The following is a 17,028-nucleotide window of genomic DNA, read 5'->3' on the forward strand; positions in this document are numbered from 1 at the left end:
TGCGGGAGCGCGTGGCCGGAAATCTCGATTGAGTGGCCGCTCGTGTACTTCCTAGCGGGGTGACCGCTGCGTAACTTCGATCGGCATGGGCGATACGAGCGTGCTGATCGTGGGGACGGGTTTCGGCGGGGTCGGGACGGCGATCGAGCTCAAACGCGCCGGATTCGACGACTTCACCATCCTGGAGAGCGCCGGCGAACCGGGCGGCGTGTGGCGGGAGAACACGTACCCCGGCGCGGGCTGCGACGTCCCGTCGCCGCTGTACTCGTTCTCCTACGAGCCCAACCCCGACTGGCCGAAGCGGTTCTCGCTGCAACCGGACATCCACTCCTACCTCAAACGCGTGGTGCGCCGCTACGGGCTCGAACCGCACATCCGGTTCGGCATCCGCGTCACCGCCGCGGCCTTCGACGAGGAACGCGGGCTCTGGCGGGTGGAGACCGCGGGCGGCGAGACGTTCGAGGGAGGCGTCTTCGTCCCCGCCGTCGGCCAGCTCTCGCGGCCGGTCCAGCCAGACATCCCCGGCCAGGAAACCTTCAAAGGCGCCAGTTTCCACTCCGCGCGCTGGGACCACGACGTCGACCTGCGCGGAAAGAAGGTCGCGGTGATCGGCACCGGCGCGAGCGCAATCCAGTTCGTGCCCGAACTCCAGCGCCGGGCGGGCGAACTGACGGTGTTCCAGCGCACCGCGCCCTACATCATGGCCAAACGGGACACCCGTTACCGGCGCTGGCAGCAACGGTTGTTCCGGCATCTTCCGGCCACGCAGCTGCTCGGCAGGCTGCGGATCTTCCTGCTCGCCGAGTACGCGACCTACGCGATGACCAGGTATCCGTTGCTGGCCAAGGTCTTCGAACTGCGGACGGCTCAGCTGCGCCGCCGTCACATCAAGGACCGGACGCTGCGCGAGAAACTCACCCCGGACTATCCGCTGGGCTGCAAACGGATCCTGTTCACCAACGAGTACCTGCCCGCGCTGGCGCAGCACAACGTCGCCGTGGAGACACGGCGCATCAGCGCGATCACGCCGTCCGGCGTGCTCACCGAGGACGGCGTCGAGCACGAGGCCGACGTCATCGTCTACGGGACGGGTTTCGCGGCGACCGACTTCCTCGGCGAACTGAAGGTGGAAGGTCTCGGCGGCAGGTCGCTGTCCGACGCGTGGAAGGGCGGCGCGCGGGCGTACCTCGGCATGACCGTGCCAGGTTTCCCGAACCTGTTCTGCGTCTACGGCCCCAACACGAACCTCGGCGCGGGCTCCATCATCTACATGATCGAACGACAGGCCCGCTACATCCGCCAGGCCGTCGAACACCTCGCCCGGCCCGGAGTGTCCTATATGGACGTCGTCCCGGAGGTCGAGCAGCGGTACGACGAGGAGATCCAGCGGCGGCTCGCCCGCAGTGTCTGGACGACCTGCGCCAGCTGGTACCGCCAGGAGAACGGCCGCGTGAGCACGAACTGGCCGGGTCTGGTGACCGAATACGACCGCCGGACGAAGAAACTCGACCTCGGCGACTACCGGACGGCGGGACCGCGATGAACTACGACGTACTGGTGATCGGCTCCGGTTTCGGCGGCAGCGTGACCGCGTTGCGGCTCACCGAGAAGGGCTATCGCGTCGGCGTGCTGGAGACCGGCCGCCGGTTCGCCGACGACGAGTTCGCGAAGACCTCGTGGCGGCTGCGGAAGTACCTGTGGGCGCCGAAACTGGGCTGCTACGGCATTCAACGGCTGACCTTGCTGAAGAACACCTTCGTGCTGAGCGGCGCGGGTGTCGGCGGCGGCTCGCTCGTCTACGCGAACACGCTCTACGAACCTCCGGACACCTTCTACGAAGACCCGCAGTGGGCGCACATCACCGATTGGAAGGCCGAACTCGCCCCGCATTACGACCAGGCGAAACGGATGCTGGGTGTGGTGGAGAACCCGCTTGTCACCCCGGCCGACCGCGTGCTGCGCGAGGTCGCGGAGGACATGGGCATCGTCGACACCTACCGGCCGACCCCGGTCGGCGTCCACTTCGGCAAACGCGACGTCGACCCGTTCTTCGGCGGCGAAGGCCCGCTGCGGAAGCCGTGCACGCACTGCGGCGAATGCATGACCGGCTGCCGGGTCGGCGCGAAGAACACGACCGTCAAGAACTACCTGTACCTGGCGGAGAAGGCGGGTGCGGAGGTCCATCCGCTGACCACCGCCGTGTCGGTCCGGCCGATCGACGGCGGCTACGCGGTCGACACCGTCCGAACGGGACGGTGGGCGCGCAAGGGGCGGCGGACGTTCACCGCCGAGCAGGTCGTGTTCGCCGCCGCTTCCCTGGGCACGCAACGACTTCTGCATTCGTTGAAGGAATCCGGCACCCTCCCGGAGCTGTCGCCGCGCCTGGGCCTGCTCGCCAGGACGAACTCCGAGGCCGTGCTCGCCGCGCGATCCCTGCGGAAGGACACGGACTTCACCCGTGGCGTCGCGATCACCTCGTCGATCCATCCCGACGCCGTCACCCATGTCGAACCGGTGCGCTACGGCAAGGGCAGCAACTTCATGGGCCTGCTGACGACCGTGCTCGTCGACGCCGAACCGGGCAAACGCCGTTGGGCCCTGGGTTTCCGCGAGCTGTGGCGGAACCGGCGGCACCTGGCGCGGCTGCACAACCCACGGCGGTGGTCGGAGCGGATGGTCGGGCTGCTGGTGATGCAGACGCTCGACAATTCCGTGACCACGTACACGAAACGCGGGCTCTTCGGCCGCCGGATGACCACGAAACAGGGCATCGGCGAGCCGAACCCCGAGTGGATCCCGGCCGGGCACGAGATCACCCGGCGGGTGGCGGACAAGATCGGCGGGCTGGCGCAGGGCGCGTGGACGGACATGGCGAACATCCCGATCACCGGGCATTTCATCGGCGGCTGCGCGATCGGCGACAGCGCCGAGACCGGCGTCGTCGACCCATACCAGCGAGTGCACGGCTACCCCGGCCTGCACATCGCCGACGGTTCGACGATCTCGGCGAACCTCGGGGTGAACCCGTCGCTGACCATCACCGCTCAGGCGGAGCGCGCGATGTCGTTGTGGCCCAACAAGGGCGAGGCGGACCCGCGGCCGCCGCTCGGCTCCGCCTACCGGCGCCTGTCCCCCGTCGCCCCGATCAGGCCCGTGGTGCCGCCGGAGGCCCCGGCCGCCCTGCGTCTCCCCCTCACCCCGCTCTGACCCACGCGATTCGGCACCTGGTTGCGATGTTTGCGTAGCGCAAATATCGCAACCAGGTGCCGAATCGCGAAGTGGAAGGGGCGAAGCACCGTCGCCCGCGCGACGACGGTGCCCCGCCCCGGTCTAGCGGATCATCACGGGAGGCCGGCCAGGCCCGCGCTCACCGTGTTCGACCACGCGTACCCCTGCGAGGCGTCCCAGTTGATCGACCAGGTCATCGCGCCCCGGATCGCCGGGTACGTCGTCGAGGGCTTGAACGAGCCACAGTTCGTGCCCTTCGCCAGGCAGTTCAGCGCGTTGACCGTGTTGCCGGGCGCCTGGTAGCCGCCGCCCGCGGCCGAGCCGGAGGCCGGCAGGCCGAGACCGACCTGGTCGGCGCGCAGGCCGCTCTGCAGCTGGATGCAGGCCAGCGCGGTGAGGAAGTCGACCGTGCCCTGCGAGTAGACCTTCTGGTCGCAGCCGAGCATCGAGCCGCTGTTGTAGTACTGCATGTTGACGATCGTCAGGATGTCCTTGACGTTCAGCGCCAGCTTGAAGTACTCGGCCGCCGGGCTCTGCATGTCGATCGTCTGCGGCGCCATGGTGATGACCGTGCCGCCCGCCGCGTGGATGCTGCGCAGCGCCTGCGCCATGTACGTCGCGTTGACGCCGTTCTCGAGGTCGATGTCGACGCCGTCGAAGCCGTAGTTCGCGATGAGCGACTTCATGCTGTTGGAGAAGTTCGTCGCCGCGGCCGAAGAGTCGACGCGGATCGTGCCCTTCTCACCGCCGACGGACAGGATGACCTTCTGCCCGCGCGCCTGCGCCGTCTTGATGTCGGCCTTGAACTGCGCGTCGGTGTAACCGCCGAGCTGGCTCGACAGACCGGAGTCGAGGGTGAAGGTGACCGCGCCCGGTGTGGTCGTCGCGTCCGCGAAGGACACCGCGATGATGTTGTACTTCGTCGGGACATCGGCGAGCTTGAGCGCCTTCGCGCCGTTGTAGAAGTTCTGCCAGTAGCCGGTGATGACGTGCTTCGGCAGGTTCCCGGTCGGCGGGGTGCTCGTCGTGGTCGTCGGCGGGTTCGACGTGGTGGTCGTGGTCGGCGGGTTGCTCGTGGTGGTGGTCGGCGTGGTCGGCGTGGTCGGTGTCGTCGTCGGCGAACCGCCGGGGCCGTCGAGGTTCACGTCGTCGGCGAAGTACGCGGGCTGGCCGTACCAGCCGTGCAGGTAGATCTCGACGCTGGTGGTGGACGCGCCGGTGGTGAAGCTCAGCGAGAGCTGCGACCAGCTGCCACCGCCCGGGGTCCAGGTGTTCTTGTCACCCGTCCCGGTGCCGGTGACACCCAAGTAGGTGTAGCTGCCCTGCACCCACGCCGAAAGCGTGTACGCGGTGTTGGCCTTGACCGGCACGCTCTGCGAGCAACGGGCGTTGTCCTGTCCGGCGGGGGTGGCGCTGAGCGCGCTACTGCCCGAGTGGACCGGCGTGGTGACCACCGAGGACGCTCCGGTGCAGGTCCAGCCGCTCGTGGTCCCGAGTTCGAAGCCCGGGTTGGTCAGGATGTTGGCGGCCGAGGCGCTGCCCGAGACCGCGAAAGTCACCCCCAGGCACACGGCCAGTGACGACAGCAGGGCGAGGAACGCGTGTTTCGGCTTCACTTTCACGACTGGCCTCCACGAACGGGTGATGTCGGCCACATCAAAATGGTACAGACCAATACGCCTGTCAAGGTTTCGGTTAGGGGAGGCCATACGAAAGTCGGCTCGGCGCGAGCGGCAGAATGCAGGGTCCGAGAGCACCCGAGGGCGGATTCAGGAGCGTGGGAGTGAGCGTGCAGGGCCTGCAGACAGTCGAGCAGAAGATCGCCGAAGAACTCGGCGTGCGCGAGGGGCAGGTCAAGGCGGCCGTCGACCTGCTGGACGGCGGTTCGACCGTGCCGTTCATCGCCCGGTACCGCAAAGAGGTCACCGGGATGCTGGACGACGCCCAGCTGCGCACGCTCGAAGAACGCCTCCGCTACCTGCGGGAACTCGGCGAGCGCCGGGTCGCGGTACTGGAGTCGATCCGCAGCCAGGGCAAGCTGGACGAGGCGCTCGAAGCGTCGATCATGGCGGCGGACACCAAGTCCCGTCTCGAGGACATCTACCTGCCGTACAAGCCCAAGCGGCGGACGAAGGCGATGATCGCCCGCGAGGCCGGCCTGGAGCCGCTCGCCGACGGGCTGCTGAACGACCCGAACACCGACCCGCAGGCCGCCGCCGCGGTGTTCGTCGACGCCGACAAGGGTGTCGCGGACGCGCAGGCCGCGCTCGACGGCGCCCGCGCGATCCTCGTCGAGCGCTTCGCCGAGGACGCCGACCTGATCGGCGAACTGCGCGAGAAGATGTGGACGGAAGGCCGCCTCGCGTCGAAGGTACGCGAAGGCAAGGCCGAAGAGGGCGCGAAGTTCTCCGACTACTTCGACTTCTCCGAGCCCTACACCAAGCTCCCCTCGCACCGGATCCTCGCGATGCTGCGCGGCGAGAAGGAAGAGATCCTCGATCTCTCGATGGAGTCCGAGGAGCCTTCCGAAGAGCCCAAGACCGGGCCGACCGAGTACGAGAACCGCATCGCGCACAAGTTCGGCATCGCCAACGAAGGCCGTCCCGGCGACAAGTGGCTCGGCGACACCGTCCGCTGGGCGTGGCGCACGAAGATCCTGCTGCACCTGGGGATCGACCTGCGGATGCGGCTGCGCCAGTCGGCCGAGGACGACGCCGTCCGCGTGTTCGCCGCGAACCTGCGCGACCTGCTGCTCGCCGCCCCGGCCGGCACCCGCGCCACGATGGGCCTCGACCCGGGCTTCCGCACCGGCGTCAAGGTCGCCGTCGTCGACGCGACCGGCAAGGTCGTCGGCACCCACGTGATCTACCCGCACCAGCCCGCGAACAAGTGGGACCAGTCCATCGCCGAACTGGCCGCGCTGTGCGCCCGGCACAAGGTGGACCTCATCTCGATCGGCAACGGCACCGCGTCGCGCGAGACCGACAAGCTCGCCGGCGAGCTGATCAAGAAGCACCCGGAGCTGAAGCTCACGAAGGCCGTCGTCTCCGAGGCGGGCGCGTCGGTCTACTCGGCGTCGGCGTTCGCTTCGCAGGAACTGCCGGGCATGGACGTCTCGCTGCGCGGCGCGGTCTCCATCGCGCGGCGGCTGCAGGACCCGCTGGCGGAACTGGTGAAGATCGACCCGAAGTCGATCGGTGTCGGGCAGTACCAGCACGACCTGTCGGAGATCTCGCTGTCGCGTTCGCTCGACGCGGTGGTCGAAGACTGCGTGAACGCCGTCGGCGTGGACGTCAACACCGCGTCGGCGCCGCTGCTGACCCGTGTCTCGGGCATCACGACGACCCTGGCGGAGAACATCGTCGCGCACCGCGACGAGAACGGGCCGTTCAAGACGCGCAGCGGGCTCAAGGAGGTCGCGCGGCTCGGCCCGAAGGCCTTCGAGCAGTGCGCGGGCTTCCTCCGGATCCCGGACGGCGACGACCCGCTCGACTCGTCCTCGGTGCACCCTGAGGCCTATCCGGTGGTGCGGCGGATCCTGAGCTCGACCGGCACCGACATCCGCTCGCTGATCGGCAACACGCGGACGCTGCAGGCGCTCAAGCCGTCGGAATTCGTCGACGACACCTTCGGTCTCCCGACGGTGACCGACATCCTCGCCGAACTCGACAAGCCGGGCCGCGACCCGCGTCCGGCGTTCAAGACCGCGACCTTCGCCGACGGTGTCGAGAAGATCGGTGACCTCAAGCCGGGTATGCGCCTGGAAGGCGTCGTGACGAACGTGGCCGCGTTCGGCGCGTTCATCGACGTCGGCGTGCACCAGGACGGGCTGGCGCACGTCTCGGCGCTGTCGAAGAACTTCGTGAAGGACCCGCGTGAGGTCGTGAAGCCCGGCGACATCGTCAAGGTGAAGGTCCTGGAGGTCGACGTGCCGCGCAAGCGGATCTCGCTGACCCTGCGGCTGGACGACGAGCCCGGCCGCCCCGCTCGCGAGCAGGGCGGCGGCGGTGGCGGTGGCCGTGACCGCGGCCAGGGCGGCGGTCAGCGCCAGGGTGGCGGCCAGCGCGGCGGCCAGGGTAATCGCGGCGGACGCGACCGCGGCGGGAACTCCGGTGGCGGCGGTGCCATGGCGGACGCGCTCCGGAAGGCCGGCTTCGGCAAGTAAGGCTCAGAAGTACATGAAGGCCCCCATCCTGTACCTAGGCGCAAGGATGGGGGCCTTCATGTACTTGGGTCAGGGGTTCATCGCGTAGGCGCCGGAGAGATCGCGGACAAGGGACCACACGTGGTCGAAGCGGGCCGCGTCCACGACCGGCTTGCGGATCGAGGCGAGCGCGAGCGCCTGCTGCGCATCGGTCGAGGACGACTTCCCGTGCAGGTCGATCGCCGCGACGCTGAAGTCCTGCACCAGCACGGCGAAGATCTGGTCGACGACCTCGGTCTCGATACCGGTGATCTCCGCCTGCTCCAGCACCAGCTGCCCATAGACGACCAGCGTGAACAGCTCGGTCAGCGCGAGGCCGAAGTCGAGGTCCTGCTGCTGCGCCTCGTCCGGGGCCGCGTCGGTGAACAGCTTCACCAGCGCCTCGGCCTGCTCGGTGAACCGCGCGACGTTCGGGATCGCGGACGCCTTGGCGTAGGCCTCACGCCAGTCGTGGAACCGCACCTTGGACAGTCCACGAGCGGGGCCTTGGCGGAACAGGAACTCGTCATCGGCCGCGTCGGAGCGAGTCGGCACGGGCTCGTAGTCCTGCGGCGCGAACAGGTACGCGGGCACGAACTTCGCGATCAGCGCGAGGTTCACCGCCACCGTGCCTTCCAGCTTCGGCAGGCCGTCGATGTCGTTCTTGGCCATCGCGAGATAGGTGTCGGCCTCGAATCCCTTGGCCGCCACCACGTCCGCGACCAGGCCGATGACCTTCTGCGCCTCGGTGGTCACCTTCATCTTGGTGATCGGGTTGAACAGCAGGTACCGGCGGTCGTCCGCGTTCGCGCTGCGGAAGTAGTCCACGGCGCGGTCGGAGAACAGCTTCATCGCGACGAGCCGCGTGTACGCCTCGACGAATTCCCGGCGCACGTGCGGGAAATCGGTGACCTTCTTGCCGTAGAGCACCCGGTTGTGCGCGTGCGTGATCGCCTCGTACAGCGAGTGCGTCGACATCCCGATGCCGCCGAAGCACAGGTTGAACTTGCCGATGTTGACCGTGTTCAGCGCCGCGGAGAACGCCTCGCCGCCGACATGCAGAATGTCCTCTTCGGACACGGGGTAGTCGTCGAGCTCGAACTCGGCGACGTACATCTGCGACGGCACGACGTTCTTCACCACGCGGTAGTTCGGGTGTTCCGAGTCCGCGTAGAAGAACACGTACTGGTCCGGGCCCTCGACACCGTCGATGCGGCCGAACACCGACACGGTCCGCGCGCAGTTGCCGTTGCCGATGTAGTACTTCGACCCGTTCGCGCGATAGCCGCCCTCGACGTCCGGGGTGAGCACGAGGTCCGACGAGTAGATGTCGGCGCCGTGGTCCTTTTCGGACAGACCGAACGCGGCGACGCCGCCGGCCGCGAGCGAGTCCGCCGCGCGTTTGCGGGCGGCCTCGTTCGCGCTCTGCCACACCGGGCCCAGGCCGAGGATGGTGACCTGCCACGGGTACCAGTAGTTCAAGCCGTAGAAACCGAGGATTTCCGACAGGGCCGCGACCCGCGCGGTGTCCCAGCGCTTGTCGGGGTTCCCCTCGGCGTCGGCGCCAGGAGTGAGGAACGTGGAGAACAGGCCTTCCTTGCCCGCGAACTCGATGAAGTCCGCGTAGAAGGTCCGATCGTGGTAGTCCTCGACGAGCTTGCGCTTGCCACGCTGTTCGAACCACTCGATGGTGGCACGCAGCAGGCGACGCGTCTCCGGGTCGAACTGCCGTGGGTCGTACCCACCCGGGTTCAGCAACAACGCGGTCGCCTTTTCGCTCATGGTCACTCCTGGTCAGCCGAAGTTACTACCCGGTAACCGTAGCGCCTCGCTTCGCCGTCCGGCCACCGAACTCGATCGAAGTCACCCGTCCACGCTCGTCGCGCAGGAAGCGCGCGGTGGGCTTGCGGGTGTCGGCGGCCGGGGCGATGGCGTCCCCGCCCACGAAAACGGCCTCGAACGGCGGCGGCGACGGGAAGTCCTCGATGTCGGCGACCAGCTGTGCCCAGAGGGCGCCGTCCCGGTCACTGACCACGAACGCCAGGTCACCGGTCTGGTAGCGGCCCAGGTACTCCGCGATGTCCGGCTGGGGTACCGGCGGCGGGCTCGCGAGCGGGGGCAGCCCGACCACGTGTTCCAGGCACCAGTCGACGATCTTCGCGCCCAGCGCGGACCCGCCCGCGCTGTTGGTCAGCACCGTGACGGCGAAGTCGGCCTCCGGCACGGTCACGAACTCCGACAGTTGCAGGTTGCTCACGTTGCCACCGTGCCGGACCAGGCGGGCCGTGCCGTGGGTCGTGTGCAGCCAGCTCAGCCCGACCTCTTCGAAGCGCAGCGCCGCCTTGCGCTGCGGCGCGCGCATGAGGTCACGGGTGGCCTCACTGATCGGCGGCCTGACCTCGGCCTCGCCGGTCAGGAAGAACCGAGCCCATTTCAGCTGGTCACCCGCTGTGGACCACAGCCCGCCGCTCGCACTGTCCGCGCGGCTCAGGCCCACGGTGTGCTCGACCGCCGGTTCACCGTCGCGCAGCACGTGACCGACGGCGTGACGGCGGGTGAGCACCTCCCACGGCAGGTAATACGACTCGGTCATGCCCAGCGGTTCGAGCAGCCGGGCGCGGACCACGTCCTCGAAGGCCTCGCCCGTCACCACCTCGACGACCCGTCCGGCCAGCTGGAACCCGGCGTTGCAGTAGGAGAACACCTCGCCGGGCGGGAAGTTCTGCGGCAGGTCGGCGAACCTCCCGATCGCGAGCGCCAGCGCGTCGTCGCCCCATCCGGTGGAGAAGTCCACGTCGCCGAGAAACCCGGCCGAGTGAGTGAGCAGATGCCGCGGGGTCCCCGTCTTCCGCGCCACCGGATCCGCCAGCGGGAGATCGGGAAGGTACTCGACGACCGGCCTGTCCAGGTCCAGCACCCCGTCTTCGACCAGGGCCAGCACGGCGGCCGCGGCGAAGGTCTTGCTGGTGGAGCCGATCATGAACAGGGTGCCGGGATCGACCGGAAGTCCGGTGTCCACACTGGACACCCCGGTGGCGAACACCGACTCCTCGCCCCGGTACGTCACCCCCGCCACGGCTCCGGGGACGCCCGCGCGACGCGCCTCCTCGTCGAGCATCCCTTGCAGTTCCCGCACCTTCGACACCCGTTTCCCCTTTCGATCCGGTCGTGCCAGCGTTTCACCGCGAAGCCGCGTCCGGCTCGTACGAACCGACGAACATCGCCGGGCCGGTGCGGGCGATATCACGTAGCCCGGGAGATCACGACCCAGTACACTGGACGGCGCGGTCCGCTCAGTTCTGCCTCGGGCCGCGTTTCGTTGTCGAAGACCACGCGCCGCGGCCCCCGAGGTCTGCGCCGGGCAGGACAGCAACCAGGGGTTCTCAGCGGGGAAACTCGCTTCGAACCTCGTTTCTACTCTTACGGAGATACCAGGGCGCCCGTGCGCCCACACGCTTATGAGCACACCTACCTTCACCGAACTCGGCCTGCCCAAGACACTGGTCGACACGCTCGCCGAACAGGGCGTCACCAGCCCGTTCCCGATCCAGGCCGCCACGCTGCCGCATTCGCTGGCCGGCCGGGACGTCCTCGGCCGCGGCCGCACCGGCTCCGGCAAGACCTACGGCTTCGTGCTGCCCGTTCTCGCCCGGCTCGCCGAGGGCCCGACCCGGCGCCGCCCGGGCCGCCCGCGTGCGCTGGTCCTGGCGCCGACGCGCGAACTGGCCACCCAGATCGAGGCGTCGTTCCTGCCGCTGGCCAAGCCGCTCGGCCTCAAGGTCACCACGATCTTCGGCGGCGTCAGCCCCAACCCGCAGATCACCCGGCTGCGTGACGGCGTCGACATCGTCGTCGCCTGTCCCGGCAGGCTCGCCGACCACATGCGCGCGGGCGAGGCGAAGCTCGACCATGTCGAGATCACCGTGCTGGACGAGGCCGACCACATGGCCGACCTCGGCTTCCTGCCCGACGTCCGGCGCATCATGGCCGAGACCCCCGAGCGCGGGCAGCGGCTGCTGTTCTCCGCGACCCTCGACGCGGGCGTCGACGTGCTGGTCAAACGCTTCATGCACGACCCGGTCACGCACAGCGTCGACTCGGCCCAGTCGCCGGTCTCGACCATGCGGCACCACGTGCTGCACCTGGAGGAGACCCATCGGCTGCCGGTGCTGATCGACCTCACCGCCGCGCCGGGCCGCACGCTGGTGTTCACCCGGACGAAGCATCGCGCCAAGCAGCTGACGCGCAAGCTCATGGCCTCCGGTGTGCCGGCGGTCGAACTGCACGGCAACCTCGGCCAGACGGCGCGGACCCGCAACCTGGAGGCGTTCGCCTCCGGTGCGGCGAAGACGCTGGTCGCGACAGACATCGCCGCGCGCGGTATCCACGTCGACGACGTCACGCTGGTCATCCACGCCGACCCGCCGGTCGAGCACAAGGCGTACCTGCACCGGTCCGGCCGGACGGCACGGGCCGGGGCGTCCGGCACCGTCGTCACGCTGATGACCGACGCGCAGATCGGCGACGTCCGCGACCTCACCCGCAAGGCCGGGATCAAGCCGACCACGACGCAGCTCGGCCCCGGCCACCCGCTGCTGTCGGAGCTGGCGCCCGGCGAGCGTTCGTTCACCGCGTCGCCGCGGCGGCCGATCGTGGACACGCGGCCGAAGAGGGTCACCGCCAGCGGCGAAGCCATCCCTGCCAAGGGCGAAGACGAGGACCGTCCGGCAGGCCGCGGACGCGGCGGCCGCGGCGGTCGTGGCCGAGGCCCGTCCGCCGGTGGCCGTGGTGCTTCCGATGGCGGCGCCCGCCGCGGGGGCTCCTCGGACGGCCGTTCGCGTCAGCCCCGCGCCGAGGGCGACCGCCGCGGCGCCGGCGCGGGCCAGGGCCGTCGTGCGGCCGAGAGCACCGGACGTCACGAAGGCGTGGCCAAGAGCGGCCAGGGTCGTCGCGGTGCCGCCGAGTCGCAGCCGCGCCGGGGCTCCGGTGCCGCCAAGTCCCAATCAGGCCGAGCGCAGTCCTCGCGGAACCAGTCCGGTGGGGCTCCGGCCCGCCGGGGCGGCGCCGCCGCGTTCTCCTCGGGGACCCGCGCCGGCTCGCGCCGCTCGCGCTAACTCCGGACTCGCGTGATTACTGACGTGATTCGCGTGATTGAGGCCGTAACTCGTGAGTTACGGCCTCAATCACGCTAGTGCGGGGTTCAGGCACGCGAATCACGCGTGTCGGGCGGCGGAGCGGGCTTCAGCGGCGGCGCGACGCTCTACGAAGCGCGACGCCTGGGTGTCGAGAGCCTTCAGGAACTGATCGAGTTCGTCCCGCGCCTTCTCCCCCACCTCGCCGAGCCCTTCGAGCTCGAAGATCTTCCACTGCCGCAGCAACGGCCAGATCACCTCGTCGTGGTGGATCCGCAAGTCGTAGATGCCCGCCTTCGCGATCAGCGCGGCCTTCCGCACGAAGCTCGGGATCACCGCGCCCGGCATCTGGAACTGGACGACCTCGTCGGTGATGGCGCGCATCATCGCGTCGGGTGAAAGCTCCAGCGACGCCTTCACCAGATTGCGGTAGAAGACCATGTGCAGGTTCTCGTCGGTCGCGACCCGCGCGAGCAGCTTCTCGCACAACGGATCCTGCGTGTACCGACCGGTGTTGCGGTGCGAAAGCCGCGTCGCCAGCTCCTGGAACGACACGTACGCGAAGACGTTCAGCAGCGCCTTGTCGCCGCTGTCGTACCCGGCCTGCATGGTCTGCATCCGCGCCCGCTCCAGCTCGACCGGGTCGACCGCGCGCGTCACCAGCAGGTAGTCACGGATGCAGATACCGTGGCGGCCTTCTTCGGCGGTCCACCGGTGCACCCACGTGCCCCACGCGCCGTCGCGGCCGAAGGCGCGCTCGATCTCGCGGTGGTAGCTCGGCAGGTTGTCCTCGGTGAGGAGATTGACCTCCAGCGAGGTCCGCGCGATCGGCGACACCCGCGACTGCTCGGGATCCCACGCCTCCCCGCCGAGGTCGGCGAAGTTCCGGCCCTCGTCCCACGGCACGTACTCGTGCGGCATCCACTCCTTGGCGGCCGCGAGATGCCGGTTGAGGTTCTCCTCGACCGTCCCCTCGAGCTCGAGCATCAACCGGGTGGTTTCGGGGACCGTCATGCGTTTCGTCCTTCCAGGGTAGGGAAAACGCTACCTACGACACCGTAACTTACGGTGTCGTAGGTAGCGAGACCTGGCAGATGAACGTGCGGCTGCGAAGAAGGGTGCTCGTGAGTGGTGAGGACGGTTCCGGTGGACCGGTATTCACTTACCTACCGGGCCTGACCTCGTCTTGGTGCCGTGGTGTGTCGGCCGCCGGGTTTGAGTGGTAGAGCCTTGATCAACGGAGGATTCGGGACGTTGAGTGTCCCGGATCTTCCGTTGATCATGGTCCGGGACCGGCGCCACGTCGCGTCTATGAAGGAATTGGGACGTTTAGTGTCCTAATTCCTTCATAGACGATCCCGATACCCGCTGGGACCGTCGCCCTCGCGCAGGTCAGCAGGCCAGTAGGCAAATACAGGACGGTTATTGAGGGATAAGGCAATCGTGGCGTCTCGTGGTGGGGGGCCTCGTGAGTGGTGAGGACGGTTCTAACCGTCCTCACCACTCACGAGTCCTAAAGCGAGGCCGTCAGCCCCCGCGCCCGCAGGACCGAACGTTCCAGCGGGCGGAACACCAGCAACTCGATGCCGACGCCGACCAGCAGGATCAGGAAGATCGCCGAGATCACGCCTTCCATGCTGTTGAACGACGAACCTTCGTTCAGGTACGCGCCCAGCCCCTTGCCCAGCGCCGGGGACAGCGCGATCAGCTCGGCGGCCATCAGCGAACGCCACGAGAACGCCCAGCCCTGTTTGAGCCCCGCCAGGAAACCGGGCAGCGCGGCGGGCAGCAGGATGTGCCGGGCCGACGAAAGCCGGTTCGCCCCCATCACCTGGCCGACCCGTGGCAGGATCGGCGGGATCTGGTCGATGCCCGAAACGAGACCGTTCGCGATCGAAGGGACCGACCCCAGCAGGACCACGAAGTAGATCGAAGCGTCGTTCAGCCCGAACCACAGGATCGCCGCGGGCACCCACGCCACCGACGGAAGGCTTTGCAACCCGGTCAGGAACGGACCGACCGCGGCGCGGACGAGCCGGACCTTCGCCACCAGCAGGCCGAGCGGGGTCCCGATGACCACGCCGATCAGGAAGCCGAGCGCGGCCCGGTGCACCGACGTCCAGACGAACTCGAAGATCTCGCCGTCGACGGTGATGCCGGCGAGTTCGTCCCACACCGTGAGCGGCGCGGGCAGCATCGACTCGGGCCAGAACGCGGCGGCCCACAGGGCCTGCCACAGCGCGACCAGCAACGCCAGGAAGACCACTGGCGGCACGAAGCCGCGCAGGAACCGCTTCCCCCGGCTTTCCCGGCGTTCACCGGTGGGGGTGTCGAGCGAGTCGAGCCCCGCTCCGACGGCTTCGTCCGCCTCGTCCGCCACAGATGCCACCGACGCTTCCACGCCAGGGCGGTCAAGCCGCGGCATGGGTACTGATCACCTCCCGGAGGTGACCGGTGATCTCCAAGGTCAGCTCTTCGGCGTCGGCGGTCTGGACGTCGCGCCATTCCCGCACGACCCGGCCCGGCCGCGACGAGAGCAGCACGACCCGCTGGCCGAGCCGGACGGCCTCGCGGACGTCGTGGGTCACGAACAGCACCGAGGTACCGGTGCTGCGGTAGACGCGCAGCAGTTCACCCTGCAGGACGTCGCGGGTGATGGCGTCGAGCGCGGCGAACGGCTCGTCCATCAGCAGCAGCGCCTGCTGTGGGTCGTCGCCGACCCGCAGCGTCGCCGCCAGCGCCCTGGCGAGCGCGACACGCTGCCGCATCCCGCCGGACAGCTCGTGCGGCCGCTTGTCCCCCGCGCCGCCGAGGCGGACGAGTTCGAGCAGTTCGGCGGCCTTCTCGCGGCGCTCCGTCCGGCTGAAACCGGCGAGGCGCAGCGGCAGTTCCACGTTGCGGGCCGCGGTCAGCCACGGCATGAGCGCGGCCTCCTGGAACATCACCGCGGGCCGGGAGGTCTCCAGCGTGATCGTGCCCGACGTCGGCCGGTCGAGGCCGGCGACCAGGTTCAGCAGGGTGCTCTTGCCGCAGCCGGAAGCACCGAGCAGGCAGACGAACTCGCCGGGGGCGACCGTGAGGTCCATCCCGTCGAGGGCCACGACGGCGCGGCCGGTCGGGCCGAACGCCTTCCGCACCCCGTCGAGCCGCACGGCGACGCCGGTGGACAGGCCGGGCTCCAAGGTGGTCGTCATCGCTGATCCCCTCCGGTCACTTCGTCAGCCCGGGCGCGTCCACGCCGGGCTTGCCCTGCTCTTTGAGCACGGCGTTGAGCGGGCCGAAATCGGCGAACCCCTTGAGGTCCACCGCGGACTTCACCACGCCCGCGGTCACCGAGTCCTGCGCGAGCCGGCCGAAGGTCGACGCCACCGGGTCGATGCCGAGTTCGATGCCGGAGAACGCGCGGTCGAGAACGGCCTCGCTCAGTGTGCTGCCCGCGAGCGCCTTCAGTTCTCCGTTGACCACCTTCTTCGCCTCGGCGGGGTTGGTCTTCGCCCAGTCGATGGCGGCGAGTTCACCCTTGAGGATGGCGGTGACGGTCTCCGGGTGCCGCTGCAGGAACTCGCTGCGGACGATCACGACCGTGGTCGGGAACTTGCCTTCCGGCCACAGGGTCTTCTCGTCCAGCAGGACCTTCGCGCCCGCGTCCAGCACGAGCCGCGAGGACCACGGTTCCGGCAGCCAGCCGCCGTCGAGTTCGCCCTTCTTGAAGGCGTCGAAAGTCTTCGGGTTGTCGAGGTTGGTGATCTTGACGTCGAGCAGCTTCTTCTCGGCGATGAACTTCTTGAGCGCGACGTCCTGGGTGTTCGCCAGCGACGGCGTCGCGATGTTCTTGCCGGTGAGCTGCTCGGGCGCGGTGATCTCGGGCTTCACCACCAGTTGCGCGCCGCCGGTGACCGCGCCGGAGACCAGCTGGATGGCACCCTTGGACTTGGTGAAGGCGTTGATCGCGGGCCCGGAGCCGATGAAGGCGATGTCGAGCGAGTCACCGAGCAGCGCGTTGACCTCTTCGGGTCCGGCGTTGAACGTCTGGGTGGTGAGCTTGGTCGAGCCGAGTTCTTTGGCGAAGAAGCCGTTCTTGGCCCCGATCAGCGCTGGCGCGTGCGTCACGTTGGGGAAGTACCCGACGCGTACCTCGGCCGCGGCGCCCTGGCTCTTCTGCTCCACCTGGGTGCCCCTGTCCGCCCGCGAACACCCCGTGATCCCGCCGGCCAAGGTCAAGGCGGCGAAGGCCGCGGCCAGCAAGCGGGCTCTGTGGTGGGTGCGCACGGAAGGTCGCCTTTCGGAGGATACGACTCGGCTCGGGTGGTGGCGCGAGAGTCGCATGTTCACCAACCTGCCTGCATCGCCATCCGAATGACGGGAAAGATGCCGAGAAACCTTGACACCTGACGGAACAGCTGTTCCACATTTCAGGACGGTCGTCCCATGGCCGCGGCCCCCGATCGGGCGCCCTCCCGGTGTAACGGTCCGGGCTGAACGGGC

11 protein-coding genes are annotated in these 17,028 nt (G+C 68.8%); 4 read left to right on the forward strand and 7 right to left on the reverse strand.

All coding sequences use genetic code 11. The features are described from left to right. Positions 1-85 precede the first annotated feature (85 nt). Complete coding sequence (locus H074_RS31025) at positions 86-1,543, forward strand: flavin-containing monooxygenase (protein WP_007034036.1); 1,458 nt, start codon at positions 86-88, stop codon at positions 1,541-1,543. Continuing rightward, positions 1,540-3,207: a GMC oxidoreductase gene (locus H074_RS31030; protein WP_007034037.1), complete on the forward strand. Its 1,668-nt coding sequence runs from the start codon at positions 1,540-1,542 to the stop codon at positions 3,205-3,207. Before H074_RS31025 ends, H074_RS31030 begins: the two co-directional genes overlap by 4 nt. Positions 3,208-3,341: 134 nt before the next feature. Here H074_RS31030 and H074_RS31035 read toward each other — a convergent pair whose 3' ends face one another. Further along, positions 3,342-4,850, reverse strand: a complete 1,509-nt coding sequence (locus H074_RS31035; protein ID WP_007034038.1) for a chitinase — start codon at positions 4,848-4,850, stop codon at positions 3,342-3,344. A 161-nt stretch (positions 4,851-5,011) separates the two neighbouring features. On the opposite strand from H074_RS31035, the gene H074_RS31040 reads away from it, so the two are divergent. Further along, positions 5,012-7,393 (forward strand): Tex family protein, encoded by a 2,382-nt coding sequence (locus H074_RS31040; RefSeq protein ID WP_007034039.1) that lies wholly within the window; start codon positions 5,012-5,014, stop codon positions 7,391-7,393. Positions 7,394-7,462: 69 nt separating this feature from the next. On the opposite strand, the gene H074_RS31045 is transcribed toward H074_RS31040, so the two are convergent. Together H074_RS31045 and H074_RS31050 are read right to left on the reverse strand one after the other, a co-directional pair. Then, positions 7,463-9,193, reverse strand: coding sequence for an acyl-CoA dehydrogenase family protein (locus H074_RS31045; protein WP_007034040.1), 1,731 nt, complete (start codon positions 9,191-9,193; stop codon positions 7,463-7,465). A 25-nt stretch (positions 9,194-9,218) separates the two neighbouring features. Beyond that, on the reverse strand, positions 9,219-10,556 hold the full coding sequence (locus tag H074_RS31050) for a serine hydrolase domain-containing protein (RefSeq protein ID WP_007034041.1): 1,338 nt from the start codon (positions 10,554-10,556) through the stop codon (positions 9,219-9,221). Positions 10,557-10,869: 313 nt separating this feature from the next. Here H074_RS31050 and H074_RS31055 point away from each other — a divergent pair, with 313 nt between their 5' ends. Continuing rightward, complete coding sequence (locus tag H074_RS31055; protein ID WP_007034042.1) at positions 10,870-12,525, forward strand: DEAD/DEAH box helicase; 1,656 nt, start codon at positions 10,870-10,872, stop codon at positions 12,523-12,525. A gap of 99 nt (positions 12,526-12,624) precedes the next feature. Here the strand turns inward: H074_RS31055 and H074_RS31060 are convergent, their stop codons facing one another. The 4 genes from H074_RS31060 to H074_RS31075 form a co-directional block, all read right to left on the reverse strand. Further along, on the reverse strand, positions 12,625-13,557 hold the full coding sequence (locus tag H074_RS31060) for an acyl-ACP desaturase (protein ID WP_007034043.1): 933 nt from the start codon (positions 13,555-13,557) through the stop codon (positions 12,625-12,627). A gap of 499 nt (positions 13,558-14,056) precedes the next feature. After that, on the reverse strand, positions 14,057-14,968 hold the full coding sequence (locus H074_RS31065; RefSeq protein WP_039923722.1) for an ABC transporter permease: 912 nt from the start codon (positions 14,966-14,968) through the stop codon (positions 14,057-14,059). Then, positions 14,955-15,737, reverse strand: coding sequence for an ABC transporter ATP-binding protein (locus H074_RS31070; protein WP_007034045.1), 783 nt, complete (start codon positions 15,735-15,737; stop codon positions 14,955-14,957). The genes H074_RS31065 and H074_RS31070 overlap by 14 nt, the downstream gene beginning before the upstream one ends. Before the next feature lie 16 nt (positions 15,738-15,753). Further along, positions 15,754-16,812 carry an ABC transporter substrate-binding protein gene (locus H074_RS31075; protein ID WP_007034046.1) on the reverse strand — a complete coding sequence of 353 codons (1,059 nt, stop codon included), beginning with the start codon at positions 16,810-16,812 and terminating at the stop codon, positions 15,754-15,756. Between the last annotated feature and the right edge of the window lie 216 nt (positions 16,813-17,028).

The organism is Amycolatopsis decaplanina DSM 44594, from assembly GCF_000342005.1.
Classification (GTDB): Bacteria; Actinomycetota; Actinomycetes; order Mycobacteriales; family Pseudonocardiaceae; genus Amycolatopsis; species Amycolatopsis decaplanina.